The organism is Rhizobium aethiopicum, from assembly GCF_900094625.1.
In the GTDB taxonomy this organism is placed as follows: domain Bacteria; phylum Pseudomonadota; class Alphaproteobacteria; order Rhizobiales; family Rhizobiaceae; genus Rhizobium; species Rhizobium aethiopicum.
In genome coordinates, this window is record NZ_FMAJ01000002.1 from 119048 (window position 1) to 135807 (window position 16760).

The 16760-nt window shown below is 60.5% G+C and carries 15 protein-coding genes; 6 read left to right on the forward strand and 9 right to left on the reverse strand.

Translation table 11 applies throughout. From position 1 onward, the window contains the following. Positions 1 to 260: 260 nt before the first annotated feature. From GA0061105_RS04875 to GA0061105_RS04895, 5 genes are all read right to left on the reverse strand, one after another. On the reverse strand, positions 261 to 578 hold the full coding sequence (locus tag GA0061105_RS04875) for an ArsR/SmtB family transcription factor (protein WP_064695811.1): 318 nt from the start codon (positions 576 to 578) through the stop codon (positions 261 to 263). Positions 579 to 686: 108 nt separating this feature from the next. Beyond that, entirely contained in the window at positions 687 to 1436 is a 750-nt protein-coding gene (locus GA0061105_RS04880; protein WP_092749025.1) for a HugZ family pyridoxamine 5'-phosphate oxidase, read from the reverse strand. A gap of 31 nt (positions 1437 to 1467) precedes the next feature. Beyond that, the gene (gene choV / locus GA0061105_RS04885; protein WP_064695812.1) at positions 1468 to 2520 is read right to left on the reverse strand and encodes a choline ABC transporter ATP-binding protein; all 1053 of its coding nucleotides are present in this window, start codon (positions 2518 to 2520) and stop codon (positions 1468 to 1470) included. After that, entirely contained in the window at positions 2517 to 3362 is an 846-nt protein-coding gene (gene choW / locus GA0061105_RS04890) for a choline ABC transporter permease subunit (protein ID WP_064695813.1), read from the reverse strand. The genes choV and choW overlap by 4 nt, the downstream gene beginning before the upstream one ends. Positions 3363 to 3434: 72 nt before the next feature. Then, the gene (locus tag GA0061105_RS04895) at positions 3435 to 4391 is read right to left on the reverse strand and encodes a choline ABC transporter substrate-binding protein (RefSeq protein ID WP_064695814.1); all 957 of its coding nucleotides are present in this window, start codon (positions 4389 to 4391) and stop codon (positions 3435 to 3437) included. Positions 4392 to 4627: 236 nt separating this feature from the next. On the opposite strand from GA0061105_RS04895, the gene GA0061105_RS04900 reads away from it, so the two are divergent. From GA0061105_RS04900 to GA0061105_RS04910, 3 genes are all read left to right on the forward strand, one after another. After that, positions 4628 to 5230, forward strand: coding sequence for a thymidine kinase (locus tag GA0061105_RS04900; protein WP_064695815.1), 603 nt, complete (start codon positions 4628 to 4630; stop codon positions 5228 to 5230). 74 nt (positions 5231 to 5304) lie between these two features. After that, entirely contained in the window at positions 5305 to 6378 is a 1074-nt protein-coding gene (locus tag GA0061105_RS04905; protein ID WP_092748474.1) for a hypothetical protein, read from the forward strand. Positions 6379 to 6513: 135 nt separating this feature from the next. Further along, positions 6514 to 7644: a DUF2333 family protein gene (locus GA0061105_RS04910; RefSeq protein ID WP_092748475.1), complete on the forward strand. Its 1131-nt coding sequence runs from the start codon at positions 6514 to 6516 to the stop codon at positions 7642 to 7644. A 131-nt stretch (positions 7645 to 7775) separates the two neighbouring features. Here the strand turns inward: GA0061105_RS04910 and GA0061105_RS04915 are convergent, their stop codons facing one another. Beyond that, a complete protein-coding gene (locus GA0061105_RS04915) occupies positions 7776 to 8501 on the reverse strand; it encodes a helix-turn-helix transcriptional regulator (protein ID WP_092748477.1) in 726 nt (241 codons plus the stop codon). A gap of 329 nt (positions 8502 to 8830) precedes the next feature. On the opposite strand from GA0061105_RS04915, the gene GA0061105_RS04920 reads away from it, so the two are divergent. Beyond that, on the forward strand, positions 8831 to 10507 hold the full coding sequence (locus GA0061105_RS04920) for a COG3904 family protein (protein WP_245304225.1): 1677 nt from the start codon (positions 8831 to 8833) through the stop codon (positions 10505 to 10507). A 42-nt stretch (positions 10508 to 10549) separates the two neighbouring features. Here GA0061105_RS04920 and GA0061105_RS04925 read toward each other — a convergent pair whose 3' ends face one another. Further along, complete coding sequence (locus GA0061105_RS04925; protein ID WP_082929036.1) at positions 10550 to 11080, reverse strand: TIGR00645 family protein; 531 nt, start codon at positions 11078 to 11080, stop codon at positions 10550 to 10552. Between the two features lie 156 nt (positions 11081 to 11236). On the opposite strand from GA0061105_RS04925, the gene GA0061105_RS04930 reads away from it, so the two are divergent. Next, on the forward strand, positions 11237 to 12916 hold the full coding sequence (locus GA0061105_RS04930) for a formate--tetrahydrofolate ligase (protein ID WP_064695820.1): 1680 nt from the start codon (positions 11237 to 11239) through the stop codon (positions 12914 to 12916). On the opposite strand, the gene GA0061105_RS04935 is transcribed toward GA0061105_RS04930, so the two are convergent. After that, entirely contained in the window at positions 12895 to 13107 is a 213-nt protein-coding gene (locus GA0061105_RS04935; protein WP_425348754.1) for a hypothetical protein, read from the reverse strand. The genes GA0061105_RS04930 and GA0061105_RS04935 overlap by 22 nt on opposite strands. Positions 13108 to 13196: 89 nt before the next feature. Continuing rightward, a complete protein-coding gene (locus GA0061105_RS04940; protein WP_208601624.1) occupies positions 13197 to 14207 on the reverse strand; it encodes an extensin-like domain-containing protein in 1011 nt (336 codons plus the stop codon). Positions 14208 to 14416: 209 nt separating this feature from the next. On the opposite strand from GA0061105_RS04940, the gene GA0061105_RS04945 reads away from it, so the two are divergent. Next, on the forward strand, positions 14417 to 16666 hold the full coding sequence (locus GA0061105_RS04945; protein ID WP_092748483.1) for a TonB-dependent hemoglobin/transferrin/lactoferrin family receptor: 2250 nt from the start codon (positions 14417 to 14419) through the stop codon (positions 16664 to 16666). Positions 16667 to 16760 lie beyond the last annotated feature (94 nt).

Below are 16760 nucleotides of genomic sequence, written 5' to 3' on the forward strand. Positions count from 1 at the left end.
ATCAGCGCTTCCTCACGCGTCAACGAGAAAAGTCCCGATGCTTCGTGCTGTTCAGCATCCGACCCTGCTCCGGCAAGACGTTGGCAGTTGGACTGATGGCGGGCATCTGACGAAGGCACCAGGAATCCTCAAAAGGACGAGACCGGCAAATCGCAGGATTTGCCGGTCGTGTCTTCAGGTTCAGGTGCTCGATTGTGCCGGGGCCTCCAGGAGCATTCACTTGGGCGCGGCACCGGCCGGCGGCTATGTCAGCGCTATCATCAGGCCGCGGATCTACTTCTGCTCGCAACGAGGTAGATGTCTTCGAGCGTTGCAAGGATCTTCATGACCGGCTCGGAGGTACTCGAATAGTAGATCGTTTGGGCGTCGCGGCGGGTCTTGACCAGCTTCTGCGCTCGCAGTTTCGAAAGGTGCTGTGAAAGAGCCGATTGGCTGAGGCCGACTTGTGTGGCAAGCACGCCGACGGCGACTTCGCCTTTCACCAAGCTGCACAGGATCAGCAATCTTTTGGGGTTGGCCATGGCTGACAATAGCGCTGCCGCCACATTCGTGTGGTCAGCCAAAACAGGGGTTTCCATATTGTTATCTTCCTAATGCGAAACGTACATCATCTATCTGGCACAGCCGTCTGCCGGAGCTGGCGGCCAAAACTAGCAACTGGGCGCGAAGATTGTATATACCTAAATTTAAGGTATCGAGTATGCTATTTTAGATATGTTTGAACAAATGTGATCGGAATCCACAGCGAGGGTTTCGAATTCGTACCGCACCAAAAAATCACCGGAAACGATCTCGAAACCCGCCGGATCGACACCGCAGATGCGCCAGGAAGCGGATTTCGGGGCTTTTAAGCGCACCGCAAGCATTTTTGCCACATCGGGATGGCGTTCTACTAAATCTCGCACTGTTTCGGCAGCTTTGGCGGCGATCTCTTCGTTTGCGGTTGAGTGGATGATGAGATCTCGTCCGCCGAGGTGGTAGGCGCGGCCGAAGCCGCCGTTGAGGCTCGCCTGCTCCGGATTGAGACGGAAGAAGAGGAAGTCAGGAAAATCGATATAGAGATTTGCCTTGGGATGGCGATCAAGAAATCGCGTGCGAATGCGCGCGTGGAAGCGATGACCACGCTCGATAGTCTCCGCCGTGCATTGGGTCGTCAGCCGGCCATAAGCGAGGGGGTCGCCCTTGCCCGGCTCGCCGGTAAGCAACGAGGCACGTGGGTCTCTTACGAGCGCCTTGGTATGAGCCGAAAGCTTCGAAACGAGGATGACGGGGGCGCCGTCGATATCGGTGGCGAGGAGGACGCGGCTGGCGAAGGGAAAACCGGTCTCGGGATCGAGAACGGCAAGCGCCGCGTGCCGCGCGGAGCGCAGCAGCACGCGGGCGAGCTTGCGAGCCTCGTCGTCGGTTTCGCGTATTGGCGAGGGCTGATCTTTCATATCCGCTTTGTGGCAAAGCGGATGGAAAACATCAAGCGTCCTGCTTGCGGCGATGGCGGGTGAGGCCGGCGACGACATCCTGGGCCGTGATGGTGCCGATAACCGAGCCGTTTTCGACGATGCCGATGCTACCCGGCTGGCGGGCGAGCACGTCGAGGATATCGACGAGCGGGGTCGCTGCGCGGGCCGTGGCGCTGACGCTCATGCCGGCGGCCGTCAGGCCGAGGCCGGGCTGCATGACGTCGGCGGCAGTCAGCATGTTGATCGGATTGAGGTTCTGCACGAAGTCGGCGACATATTGGTCGGCGGGATTTTTGACAATATCGTGCGGGGTTCCGCATTGGATGATCCGGCCGCCCTCCATGATGGCGATGCGGTTGCCGATGCGGAAGGCCTCGTCGAGATCGTGGCTGACGAAGAGGATGGTCTTCTTAAGCCGCCGCTGGAATTCCAGGAGCTCGTCCTGCAGGCGGGTGCGGATCAGCGGGTCGAGCGCCGAGAAGGGTTCGTCCATCAAGAGGATCGGAGCGCCGGTGGCAAAGGCGCGGGCAAGGCCGACACGCTGCTGCATGCCGCCGGAAAGCTCGTTGACCTTGCGGCCCGCCCATTTCGTCAGGTTGACGAGTTCGAGCTGCTCGCCGACGCGGGCCTTGCGTTCTGCCTCCGGTATGCCCGCGAGTTCGAGGCCGAAGCCGACATTGTCGGCGACGGTGCGCCACGGCAGGAGCGCGAACTGTTGGAACACCATGGAAACTGTGTGGGTGCGCAACTCGCGCAGGGCCTTACCATTGCATCTGTAGGGATTGACGGAACCGGTGGGCGTGGAGACTGCGACATCGCCGCGCACCACCGGCGCGAGCCCGTTGACGGCCCGCAGCAGCGTCGATTTGCCGGAACCGGAAAGACCCATCAGCACCAGGATCTCGCCTTCCTCGATCGTCAGCGACGCATTGGCGACGCCGAGCACTAGGCCGGTTGCGGCGCCGATCTCGTCGCGCGTCTTGCCCTGGTCGGCCATGGCAAGGGCGGCTTCCGGGCGGTCGCCGAAGATGATGCTGACGTCCTTGAAACTTACCGCGGTCATGCGCCGTCTCCTTCACCCGCCGTGCGGAACATGCGGTCGAGAATGATCGCCAGGATGACGATGCACAGACCAGCTTCGAAGCCCTTGGCGACATTGACGGTGTTCAGCGCGCGCACCACAGGCACGCCGAGACCGTCGGCGCCGACGAGGGCCGCAATAACCACCATTGAAAGCGACAGCATGATGGTCTGGGTGAGGCCTGCCATGATTTGCGGCGCGGCGAAGGGAAGCTCGACCTTGCGCAGCACCTGCATCGGTCGCGCGCCGAAGGCGACGGCCGCTTCGACGAGGGACGGCGGCGTCGAAATGATGCCGAGGCGCGTCAGCCGGATGGGGGCGGGGATCGCGAAGATGACGGTCGCGATCAGGCCGGGCACCATGCCGAGGCCGAACAGGATGAGCGCCGGAATCAGATAGACGAATGTCGGGATGGTCTGCATCAGATCGAGCGCGGGGCGCATGGCGGCATAGATCCAGGCGCGGCGTGCAGCTGCTATGCCGAGCGGGATGCCGATTACCATGCTGACGAAGGTGGAGGCAAGCACGAGGGCGAGCGTCTCCGTCGTTTCCTTCCAGTACCCCTGGTTCATGATGAGCAGCAGGCCAAGACAGGTGAAGAGAGTGACCGCGATCGACCGGCGCAGCCAGAAGGCGATAGCGGCGATGATGGCAATTACAATCAACGGGTGAGGCGTCTGCAGCACGAAGAGCAGCCCGTCAATGACGTGCGACAGCAGGGAGGCGAGCTGGTCGAAGAACCACGCGCCATTCGACGTCAGCCAATCCACGAAGGATTTTGCCCAGGGGCCGATGGGAATCTTAAAGTCGGTGATCCAGTTCAAGGGCGCGCCTATCCAATAAAAATCAACAATGGACAAAATGAAACGGGGCGGCTCGCCGCCCCGCTCATAGCATCAAAGGCCGAGGCCGGTCTTGGCGGCCGCCAGCGCATCGCCCTTGCCGTCACGGGTCTTGACGCCGGCGAGCCAGGGCTCAAGCGCGGAGGGGTTGGCCTTAAGCCATTCGGAAGCTGCTGCCTCCGGCTCCTTGCCGTCGTTGAGGATTTTGCCCATGATCTGGTTCTCCATGTCGAGGGAGAAGATCAGGTTCTTCAGCATCGCGCCGACATTCGGGCATTCGTCGAGATAGCCGGCGCGAACATTTGTGTAGACCTTTGCGCCGCCGAAATCAGGGCCGAAGACGTCGTCGCCACCTGTGAGATAGGTCAGCTTGAAGTTGGTGTTCATCGGATGGGGCTCCCAACCGAGGAAGACCACCGGCTTGCCGGCTTTCTCTGCACGCGCGACCTGGGCTAGCATCCCCTGTTCGGAGGATTCGACAACTTCCATATCCTTCAGGCCGAAGGTGTCCTTTTCGATCAGGTCCATGACGAGCCGGTTGCCGTCATTGCCCGGCTCGATGCCATAGATCTTGCCGTCGAGATCGTCCTTGTGAGCGGCGATGTCCTTGAAGTCCTTGATGCCGAGCTCGGCGCCCTTGGCGTTGGTGGCGAGCGTGTACTTGGCGCCGACGAGGTTGGGGCCAAAGGATTCGACGGACTTGTCGTCGATATAAGGGCGAACGTCCTTTTCCTGTGTCGGCATCCAGTTGCCGAGAAAGACGTCGATGTCCTTGTTCTTCAGCGAGGTGTAAGTGACCGGCACCGAGAGGACCTTGACGTCGGTCTGATAACCGATGCTCTTCAGGACGACGGAGGCGGTGGCCGTGGTGGCGGTGATGTCAGTCCAGCCGACATCCGAGAAGCGGACGGTGGAGCAGCTTTCGGGATCGGCGGCGAACGTCGCGGTCGCAACGGAGAGGGCGGCGACGGCAGTTGCAGTGACGAGTTTGAATGCGCTTGTTGTTTTCATTTTAGACTCCCAGTCTTTAAGTCCCCAAGCCAATCACCAATAGCCCAGTTTGACAAGCGACCTCAGTGCGTTTGCGTCGTATCGACGGGTGCGATTGCGACGCCGGCAGATTTTTCACAGCGGCCGGTTCTCGAGCGTTTCGGCGGTTTTTCGACGCCGATTCCTGTGATTATTGCCCTTGCGGGGCTTTTCTTTGCCGGTCCGAGCTTCCAATACACCGATCAAGGAGAAATCGGATGGCAAAGCTCTACTTCAACTACTCGACGATGAATGCCGGCAAGTCGACGATGCTGTTGCAAGCCTCCTATAATTATCAGGAGCGCGGCATGCGCACGGTGCAACTGATCGCCGCCTTCGACGAGCGTGCCGGCCGCGGCGTCATCGGCTCGCGGATCGGGCTGGAGGCGAGCGCCATTCCCTTCGAGCCGGATGAGGATCTGTTCCGGCTGGTCAGGACGCTGAGCGGCGAAGGGGCGCCGATCTCCTGCGTCTTCGTGGATGAGGCGCATTTCATGACGCCTCTCCATGTCTGGCAACTTGCCCGCGTCGTTGACCGGCTCGGCATCCCCGTCATGGTCTATGGGCTGAGGACCGATTTTCAGGGCAAGCTGTTTCCTGCCTCGCAGGAACTCCTGGCGATCGCCGACGAAATGCGCGAGGTGCGCACGATCTGCCATTGCGGGCGCAAGGCCACGATGGTGGTGCGGCTGGACGCGCAGGGAAAGGTGCTGCATGAGGGCGCGCAGATCGATGTCGGCGGCAACGAGAAATATGTCTCGCTCTGCCGCAGACACTGGGACGACGAAATGAACGGGGCCTGGATCGCCGAGCCGGTATGAGGCTGACGGCGCGACTGGTTTTCTTCGGCGCCGCAAGCGGCTAGCTTGAGCAGGAGATTCTGCGGAGAGATCAGGTGCGCAAAGCCCCGCCATTCGACAACCAATACGAAGCCGCAGGCGGCCTTGCCGAAAAGATTGCGGCCGAGGGAGCCTATTGCGAAACCTGCGTCCGCGCCTTTGACAGCGATGAAAAACATTCGGCCGACGAGGTCTTCCTCGAACAGAATGCCCGCTTCCAGTCCCATATCGCCGATGGCGCGGCTCTCGATGTGCTGCTCGCCGAGCTGGTCTTTACGTTGGACAGGATGACGGCTGAGGTTTCGGCCGACCTCGACAGCTTCCGCGGATTGACGCTGCGCGAGAAGATGGCCGGCTGGACGTCGCGCCAGCGGATGTGGCGCATGTATACCGAACGGGTGCGCGAGGCGCCCGTCATCGAGCGGCTGCTCGACCTCCTGGCGAAATCCGACGCGCTCGCCAGGCTGATCGGAAGCCAGCGCGCGTCGATCATCGAACGCCACAAGACGGCCGAGCGCGGCCTTGTCGACATCGTCGAGCAACGGCGCCGGCTGGTCGATTCGATCGATATCGCCCGCCTCAAGATGAAGGAGCTCAACGCCAAGGCGCTGACGACCCAGGGCCGTATCGGTGTCTATGGCAACAGGGCGCACTGGGAGCAGATGGAGGCGGAGCGGCGGGCGCTGAAGGCGGAGGCGGAGCGCATTTCCGCCGAGGAGCATGAGATGCGGGACGACAGCCAACGGCGCGAGCGCTTCATCGGCCTGTTCCAGGCCTTCGTCGATTCGCTGAATGGCCGGATCGGTAACTGCAACGTCTTGCTTCGCAAGCTGATGATCGATGTCGAGGAGCGGCTGATCATCTATCAGGCGCAGGTCGATACCGAACGGCCGGGCATGAAGGTCAGGATCAAGCCGGACATCTTTCCCGATATTGCGGCGCCGGTCCGGCTGTTCGAGAAGGGCATGCTGGTCGCCCAGGATCTGGAGCGGCGAAAAAGCCGGGCCGACCTCGACGTCGCCGGAAAATTTCCGGCCTATGCCGCGCCGGCGCCGGGAACACCGGGAGCGCCGCTCATCGATACCGCGCGCAGGTCTTTCCGCCTCAGGCTGCCGTTCCTGCGTTCCTGATCTGCGCGGCGCGGTTTGCGCTGCTTTCATCCCGAAAATCGAGGAGCTCGTGTTGTGCTCGGGCTGGCGAGCGCATATGTGGATGCAACGGGGCGGCGATGTCCCGGTGTTCGCCTCACCTGACAGGAGACGACGATGCTTGACCGGATAGCCGGTTTTTTCAGGCTGATCGGCCAGACGATCGGTCGCTGGGCCCGCCTGTTTTTCGCCTGGGCCTTCTGGCCCTTCCTCGCCGCGCATGGCTGGTATCAGCGCCGGAGCTGGATGATCCGGCTGCCGATCATTGCATTCGTAGCGCTCTTCGTCGTGCTTTACGGCTATTTCTTCTGGCAGACGCAGGTCTGGACGAATTTCAACACCGCATTCGTCGGCCAGTACCGGCTCTCCGAACGCAAGGTTCCCGCCGGGCAGGAGCTGCCTGCGGCCGAGGGAGCCGTCACGGCGGCCGCCAAGACCTGCCAGCGGTCGGCCATCGTCGACGTTACCGCCGACCTGACCGATTTCAATGTCAACCAAAACGCATGGATATCCTCCATGCTGCTCTACAAGGCGGGCTTCTTCGGCATCGACTGGGATCACACGCCCTTCCTCGACAACAAGGCATCGTTCCAGCGCGGCATCAACCAGGCGGTTCGTCGAACTTCGGCCGAACTCGTCGATACGCTTGGGCGCGTGCGCGGCACGTCGGGCATCAACAACGATTTGCAGCGCGCCCGCGGCAATCTGCAATTTGACGAACATAGCTGGTATTTCGGACTCAATCCCTTCGGACCGAAGACGCCGACGCCTTCCTTCTATCGCACGGCAATCGGAGACCTGCGCAAGTTCAACACCGACCTCGCCGCCTGCAACGCCATTTTCGACGGCCGCGCCGACAATCTCATGCAGTTCATCGACCGCATCGCCAACGATCTCGGCAGTACCTCCGACATGCTCGCCGAACGGTCGGAACATCACAATCGCGGCTGGTTCGACACGCGTGCCGACGACCGGTTCTGGTTCGCCTACGGCCAGCTCTATGCCTATTACGCCATCCTGACCGCCGCGCAGGCCGATTTCTCGCAGGTGGTGCAAGAGCGCAATCTCGGCGCGATCTGGGGCGGCACGACGCGGCAGTTCCAGGCAGCACTGCGCATCCGGCCAGCGATCATCTCGAACGGGCGCGAGGACGGCTGGATTATGCCGAGCCATCTCGCCACCATGGGCTTCTACATTCTGAGGGTGCGCTCGAATCTCGTCGAGGTCCGGTCGGTGCTCGATCGTTAGGCGTGCATCTCAGCTGCATCTGTGATGCCGAAATGGGCGCGGGACTGTTCAATATTGTCGACGACTGTTCGAAGCGAAGAGACACGCTCCCCCTAAGTCATGGGACGACGTGCTGACTCTCCGCTGATTCCTCAGTTGATCAGCTTCAATCGAATTGCTTTTGCTACCAACTGGGTGCGATTGACGCAATCAAGCTTTTTGATCGCATTCGTCATATAGGCGTTCACTGTATGGTCGGAGAGCGTCAGGATCTGGCCGATCTCGATCGATGTCTTTCCCTGGGCCGTCCAGCGCACGACTTCGAGTTCACGGGCCGATAGCGCATTGTGTGCATTTTCCTCGTTGCGTCTGACGGCATTGTATGCGTCGAGGGCGTGGAGGATGATGATCGCCAGCTCGTTGATCTCGCTCTGGCCGAGCGCGGCGCGCTCGCCGCAGAACCAGAAGACGAGGCGCCGGCCATCGACTGAAATAGTCGGCATGGCAATGCCCGCCGGTATCGCATGGCGCAGCATGAGCGTGCGCAGTTCGATCGGAAAAGCCTGTCCACTGACGGCATCGTTGAGGTGCCAGGCTTGCGGCACGGCCGACTCCCTCAGCCGCAAGCCGAAAGGGCAACCTCGCATCATGTTGGCGCGATCGAAATCTTTGATATAGGCTGCGGGAAGCGAGCTTTCGATCAGTAGCGGTTTCAGGAGGAGGTCTTCCGGCGAGGGGGCGTTCATCAACGTCGCATAGGACAGTCCGAAGGCTGCGGACACTCTGCCGAGCCCCTGTGCAAACAGACCGCGTGTTCCTGCAGCAGCTAATTCCGCCGAAAGCAACGACTGTCTTTCAGAGGTGGTCATGTAAGACATTTCTACGCCTCCGGCAGCCTCAGTGTTAACGCTATCAGATACACAAACACCGCTGGATGCTAGTCCCAATTGGCTTGTCTCAGACCGATTTAGTCGAATCATGAAGAAATAGTCACGACTGCGCGCGCCTCGGTTGAGCTCGGCTTGTACGAGTAGCGTTGTGGTATCTTCGGCTTCTCCTGCGGCGGGATCACTGCGGATCTCGCCTGCTCCGGCGGGGAGAGAATCGGCCGGGGGAGCCCCAGCGGCGGGAGGCACCCAAATCTGGCTTGCTGCGGCACGATGCAATTGCTAAGCGTATTATCATGTATAACCGAGGCGTTTTAATCGTGCGCTTTTCATTCGGCCTGCGTCTGAAGCATCTATTTTCTCTGACATTACTTGTATTTCTCCTTTTGAGCTTGCCGATTGGTGCCGCGACGTCGCAGGCTGCCGGGCAGAAGAAGCCAGCGGGTCAACCGCCGATGCGCTTCATCCTCGTGCACCATCTCCTCTGCATGGAAGACTGTCCGGAATGGATATCGGCAGAGGGACGCATAACCTCCGATACGCCCGGGCAACTCCGAAAAATTCTTAAGAAAATCGGCGACCGAAAGCTGCCGATCGTCTTCCGTTCGGAGGGCGGTGATGTCGATGCCGCCTATGCGATGGGCAGGATGATCCGCAAAGCAGGTCTGGAAACGGCGGTAGGCGGCACGAGGCTGAAGGATTGCCCGGCTGACGATCTGCGTTGCGATGCGGCTATTGCGAAGGACGGGACCGCGCTCGGCAACACCTATTCGGCCGGGGCATATTGTTTTTCCGCCTGTCCGCTGGCGTTCGCAGGCGGTACGTCGCGTGTCGCGTCGCAATGGGCTTTCATCGGTGTCCACCAGATCACGACGGTCTACAACAAGGTGCGCGTCTCCTACCGCATCGAATACAAAATCGTGAACGGCAAGAAGAAGGAAATCTCGCGCAGGGAAGTCGGTCGCAAGTCAGCAGGGCAGAGCAGCTCCACCAAGCTCGGCAAGAAGGCCACCATCGCCCTGGCAAGTTATTTAAGGGAGATGGGGGTCGATAACGATCTGGTGGATCATATGATGAGCGCCACGCCGGACAGCATCAAGATAGTGCCGCCCGCCGAGGCAATTCGAATAGGCCTTATGACCGACATGCTGTCCTACAATGAATGGCCGGGCATGCCGCTTTGCGCACCGGATGCAGCCGCCCAGGCCGTCTGCCACGGCCATCGGGCAGTCGAGCCGCCTGTGGCTGAGGCGCCGGTATCTAAGGCCCCGGCGCAGAAAGCTTCCGCAGCCACAAGCGAGGGACTGCCGAAAACCCACCCGATGGACTTTCTGCTGATGCGCAACGGCAATTGCCAGGAAGAGTGCACGGAGTGGATTTCCGCTGATGGCGACATCACGCCGGATACACCTGCTCGGCTGAAGGCGATTTTGGAGATACTCGGCGGAAGGAAGCTGCCGGTCGTCTTTCAGTCGCATGGCGGGGACATGGATGCTGCTTTTGCAATGGGGCGGATGATCCGCGCGGCAGGTCTGGAAACCTCGGTTGGCAGGACGCAGTCGCCGAATTGTCCGAAGCCGGACCCTCGTTGCAAAGCCAGCATCTCCAAAAGCGGACCGACTGAGGGTGAAGTCTTTGCCGGCCGCGCGGACTGCCTTTCGACTTGTACTCTTGTCTTGATGAGCGGGACGCCGCGGATTGTCGGATATTCCAATATCGGTCTCGTCAGACCCACGGCGTTTGAATATAGGAAATTCTTCGCGTATTTCGACGAGATGGGCGTGACTGCCGAGGCCTACGAGGCGATGATGCTCGCGACATCAATCGAGCGAAAGATTTTACTTCGTTCTCAGGCGCTCGAGCTAGGCATCATCAATGGTATCATCCCTTATGGTGACGAGCCCGGCTTGCATGTCTGCGGACCAGAGGCGAAGGAAAGTCTCCGGTGCCCCCGAAATCAGAAGCCTGAAATTGCGCCTGTGGCCTTGGCAAACTGATGTCGGCGAAAGGGCAGACCGGAACGTGTCTTCCTGCCCTCGTCAATCCCTATCCTTCAGATCGTTTTTCGATGTGACGCTCATCAGCTTCTCCAGAAAGCCGAGCATTACGGCGGAGGCGACGAAGGCGAGGTGCATAAGCGTCAGCCACATGATCTTGCCGTCGGCGTATTTGTCGGCGTTGAGGAAGACCTGCAGCAGGTGGATGGAGGAGATGGCGACGATCGACGAGGCGACCTTGATCTTCAGGCTGCCTGAGTCAAGCTTGCCGAGGAAGGAGACCTCGTTGTCGGCCTCGTCGACCTCATCGAACCGGCTGACGAAATTCTCGTAGCCGGAGATCATCACCATGACGATCAGGCTCGCGACGAGTGCCGCATCGATCAGGCCGAGCATGGCAAGGATCATATCCGCCTCGTCAAGCACGAAGACGCCGGCGGCGATCTTCAACAGTTTGTAGCCGAAGGAAACGGCATAGGCGGCGAGCGCCAGCACCAGACCTATATAGAAGGCGACGAGGAGCCAGCGGCTCGACAGGATGATACGCTCGACGAGGAGTTCCAGTGCTTTCATCTCTTCACCTTAAGAAGCCGCGATTGTTGAGCGGCACATAACCATCCGGCGTGGCGGCGGCAAGGCGAGCGCTATTCACACCTTTCCGATATTTCGATATCCCAATGGTAAGGACAAACGCCTTCGCGCCTGCGCAGGCCGGGACGGGGAACATCCATGCCATCAATCAAATCCGATATCGAAATTGCGCGCGCCGCGGCCAAGAGGCCGATCTTCGAGATTGGGGCGAATCTCGGTATCGCGGCCGAGCAACTCGTCCCCTATGGCCACGACAAGGCAAAGGTCAGCGCCGAGTTCATCGGGGCGCAGGCGGGCAAGAAGGACGGCAAGCTGATCCTCGTCACCGCGATCAATCCGACCCCTGCGGGCGAAGGCAAGACGACGACGACCGTCGGCCTCGGCGACGGGCTGAACCGGATCGGCAAGAAAGCCATCGTCTGTATCCGTGAAGCTTCGCTCGGCCCCTGCTTCGGGGTCAAGGGCGGGGCGGCCGGCGGCGGATATGCGCAGGTCGTGCCGATGGAAGACATCAACCTGCACTTTACCGGCGATTTCCACGCGATCACCTCGGCGCACAATCTGCTGGCGGCATTGATCGACAACCACATCTATTGGGGCAACGAGGAGAATATCGACATCCGCCGCATCACCTGGCGGCGGGTCATGGACATGAACGATCGGGCGCTCCGGAGCATGGTTTCCTCGCTCGGCGGCGTCGCCAACGGTTTTCCGCGCCAGGGCGGCTTCGACATCACCGTCGCATCGGAGGTGATGGCGATCCTCTGCCTCGCCACTGATCTCAAGGATCTGGAGCGGCGGCTCGGCGACATCATCGTCGGCTATCGCTTCGACAGGACGCCGGTCCATGCGCGCGACCTGAAAGCCGACGGCGCGATGGCCGTGCTCTTGAAGGATGCGATGCAGCCGAACCTCGTGCAGACGCTGGAGAACAATCCTGCCTTCGTGCATGGCGGCCCCTTCGCCAATATCGCCCACGGCTGCAATTCGGTGACGGCGACAAAGACGGCGCTGAAGCTTGCCGATTACGTGGTGACCGAAGCAGGTTTCGGCGCCGATCTCGGCGCCGAGAAATTTTTCAACATCAAATGCCGCAAGGCTGGGCTGAAGCCGGATGCGGCCGTCATCGTCGCGACCGTCAGGGCGCTGAAGATGAATGGCGGTGTGAAGAAGGAGGATCTCGGAAACGAGGATGTGGCGGCGCTGAAGAAAGGCTGCGCCAATCTCGGCCGCCACGTCGCCAATGTGCGCCGTTTCGGCGTGCCTGTTGTCGTGGCGATCAATCATTTCGTCACGGATAGCGATGCCGAGATCGCGGCGGTGAAGGAATTCGTCTCGCGGCTCGGGGCCGAAGCGATCCTCTGCCAGCACTGGGCCAAGGGTTCGGCCGGCATCGAGGAGCTGGCGCACAAGGTGGTGGAACTGGCCGAATCGGGCCAGGCGAAATTCCAGCCGCTCTACGGGGACGACATCTCACTGTTCGAAAAGATCGAGATCGTCGCGTCGAAGATCTACCACGCCGGCGAGGTGACGGCCGACAAGGCGGTGCGCGACCAGCTGCAGACATGGGAGGAGCAGGGCTACGGCAAGCTGCCGGTCTGCATGGCGAAGACGCAATATTCCTTCTCCACCGACCCGAACCTGCGCGGTGCGCCGGAAGGTCACATCGTCTCCGTGCGCGAGGTGCGGCTTTCGGCCGGGGCGGGCTTCGTCGTCGCCATCACCGGCGAAATCATGACGATGCCGGGCCTGCCGAAATCGCCCTCGGCGGAACGGATTTTCCTGAACGACCAAGGTTACATCGAGGGGTTGTTCTGATGCGGTGATGGCTTGCCGAAGCGCTCAACCAGATGCTTTTCAAAGTCTGGATCGATGAACAGCCATATGAAAAGGCGTTGCAGCGTGCCGAGCAACAGCGCTCCGATGGCAAAGAGCCGATGCAATTCACCGGTAAAGATGAAGCCGACAACGACGATCAGGAGAGCCGCGATGACGTTCGCTATGATCATCACTTGCCGCTGACTCCTCCAACCATTTTGCAGCTTCCATATGGTTGTGTCCCCGCGCGATTCAAGCGAGGATCGCAGCCACTGAAAGATCAATGGCAGTAGCGATAACCGCCCTTCCTCTCCATCACGTCGAGGTGGAAATGGGTCTCATGGGCGGAGTCGCTTTCGGGGTCGAGGACGGTGGTGAAATAGAGGCAGCCGGCGGCGCTGACCGTGCGCTGGAAGGCTCCGCTCAGTGTCGAATCCTCGCGGCGGGAGCGCACAGCGACGTCCTCGCCCTTTTCGAAATGGAAGCTCGCAATATCGATGGCGTTGCCGCGGGCATGTTCGGAGATCTTGCCTGTGTCGGCGCCGTTGCGAAGGCGGCACATATAGGCCGTAGCCTGGTTGACGGCTGTGATGCGGCCTTGCTCCGGCAGGGCGGCGGAGGCTGCGGGGATGACGCTTTCCTTCATCCAGCGGGCAAGGGCAAGTGCCGCCGGACAGCGTATTGTCGCCTCCGGCTTCAACGTGATGCCGGGCAGGGCTTCGGAGACGATGATCGGCTTGTCGATCCCACAGCCGTTGCCGTCGTCGATGCGCTGGGCCTCCTTGAAGACGACGCCCAAGGCCTTGAGCGCGGCCGTGCATTTCGCATGGTCGGCATCGCTTTCGGGCTCGATCGTCAGATGCTGTTCTTCAAGCGTCTGCTCGCCGGGCCGTTTGTCTTCCGGCGGCATCTGCGGGTTTTCGAGCTTGCCCGGCGGCAACGGCGGACCTTGCATGGGTTCCGCAGGCTCGGGCTTTACCGGTTCGACCGTCGGGGCAGATGGCTGGTCAGGTGGGGATGTCTCCGGCTCCTTAACATCAGGTTTCGGCTGAGGAGCAGGTACCTCTTGAGGCGCGGGCGGTTCAGCCTTTTCCGAGGACGGGGCGGCGGGGCTGGTCACGGGGGCGGCATCGGGCCTCGGTTGAGGCAATGGACCTTGCGGTGGCAGGCGGGCGCCGGCAAGAAAGACAGTAGCGGCGAGAAGGATCGCCAATGGCAAAAATTTTCTCAAGGCACCCGCTTCCCAGTATCCGTGGCTAGAAACAACGCATGAGAGCGCTTTTCGTTGCAATTGTGCAACGTCCTTGAAGATCGCTAAAACTTGATCAAAATATTCAACATAACTGGGCAGCTTATGTTGACAATCGCCGTCATGTTTTTTATGCGGCGAAAAGAAGGCGGAAGTCTGCTTCGTCTTTATCCGCAAAAGCCCAGCCAGCCCATCGAGCGTTCGACGCGCCACGACCAGCCAGCCCGGTAATTCATCATTAGGGGTAGGTTATGATCGTCCGGCATTGGCGCTCGGTTCTATTGGTCTGCACGGCAGCCGCAGTTGTTCTTCCTGTTTCGCAGTCTTACGCGCAAAGCGCTGCCACGCCGCAAGCGACGACCGATGACGGCACCGTGCTGCAGAAGATCGTCGTCAAGGGCAAACGCGTCGCGCCGGGCAGCGTTGCCGACACGCCGCTCGCGAACGAGGTTACCAAGAAGCAGCTGGAAGAGAAGCAGGTTACCAATTTCGACGATATCGGCCGCAGCGTCGATGCAGGCGTCAACTATTCGCGCGCTGACGCGGGTTTCAACCTGCGCGGCCTTTCCGGATCTCGCATCCTGACCACGATCGACGGCATTCCTATTCCCTATATTTCGAACAGCGCGCGCCAGGGGGCCTTTGCGCCGGCCAATGCCAATGGCGGTGGCGATACCTTCGATTTCGACTCGCTGTCTTCGCTCGATATCGTGCGCGGCGCGGATTCGAGCAAGGGCGGTTCGGGCATGCTCGGCGGCGCCATCGTTCTCAATACGCTGGAGCCGGAAGATCTCATTCCGGAAGGCCGAGATTGGGGTGCGCTCGTCAAGTCGACCTATGACAGCGAAGACCGCAGCCTTTCCGGGTCGGCCGCCGCTGCCAAGAAGATCGGCGCCACCTCGATCCTGTTCCAGGGCGGCTACCGCAAAGGCCATGAACGCGACAATATGGGCGATAACGACAGCTACGGTCGTTTCCGCACCGAGGCGAATCCGGCTGACTTCGATCAGAACAATCTGCTCTTCAAACTGCGCCAGGAGCTGGAAGGCGGTCATCGCATCGGCTTGACAGCGGAACGGTTCCGCTGGGATCTAAAAACCGACCTGCGGCAACTTCAGGGGGGCGCCAGCCCTCGCAACTTCATGGTCGACAATTATGACGGTCGCGAGCTGCGTGACCGCGATCGCGTCTCGCTCGATTATGATTATGAAGCGCAGTCCTCCGATGCGTTCTTCAGCAGTGCGCGGGCCACGCTTTATTGGCTGGATTTGAAGAAGGAGGCCGGCAGCAGGGGGCGCACGACCGCCAATGTTCCCTATGGCCGTAACAACGAGATCGAAAACGAGACATGGGGCTTCAGCGGCACCGCGACAAAGGATTTCGAATATTCCGGCCTCAGCCACTCCGTTCGCGTCGGCCTCGACCTCGGCGTTTCCAGCTGGAGGCAATATAGCTGGGCTCTTTGCCCGACGTCGACGACTTGCCCGTCGCTGAACAATCAGGCGGAAGTGCCTGATGTCGCCAGTCAGAACCTTGGGCTTGTTGTCGAGGACAAGATCGAGATCGGCAATACCGGCTTCACGCTGACACCCGGCTTCCGCTTCGACTGGTTCAACTACGATCCCTCGACCGACGGCGGTTTTGCCAATAATACCGGCCTTACCCGTTTCGGCGATCTTCGCGATCGAACGGAAGCCGCCCTGTCGCCGAAGATCCTGGCGACCTACGACCTGACGCCTGATGTAGAGCTCTACATGCAGTTGGCGGTCGGCTTCCGCGCGCCAACCGTCGACGAACTCTACAGCCGGTTCTACAACCCCACTGGCCGGTACGCCCAGCTTGGCAATCCTGATCTGGAGCCGGAAATCGGCCGCGGCATCGAAGTCGGTGCCAATTTTGACACGGGCGATGTCACCGGAAGGGTCGCGCTTTTCCACACACGCTATCAGAACTTTATCGAGACGGTGACGAGCGTCGACTCGACCGGCTTCACGACGTTCAATTACACCAACGTGGCAGCGGCGACGATCTCGGGTATTGAGGCCAGCGCCGTCAAGACGTTCAACAACGGCATCAATCTGCATGCTTCACTTGCCTATGCCTATGGCAGGAATGAAGAGACCACGCAGCGCCTGCGCTCGGTGGCGCCGTTCAAGGCGATCGTCGGCGGCGGATGGAGCAATGAGACCTTCGGCTTCGACCTTTCCTCGACGCTTTCGGCTGGCATGCTGACCGACCACCTCAATACCGTCGGCACGACCGCCGATACGACCTTCGATGCGCCTGGTTATGCGATCGTCGATTTGACCGGCTGGTGGACGCCGGAACAGCTGCCGGGCCTGCGCGTTCAAGCTGGTGTCTACAACATCTTCGACCAGGAGTATTTCAACGCGCTCGCCGTGCGCGATGTCAATCTCAGCTCTGCGACGGCATCGCAGCCGCGTGACTGGTATTCCGAGCCTGGCCGTACCTTCAAGGTCTCGCTCAGCAAAACCTTCTGAGCCGGTTTTACCTTTAAGGCTGGGGGAGGGGCGGCTTTCGAGCCGCCCTTTTCATTCGTGCGATCGCCTCTTGCGCGGCGGCGGATCTCAGGCT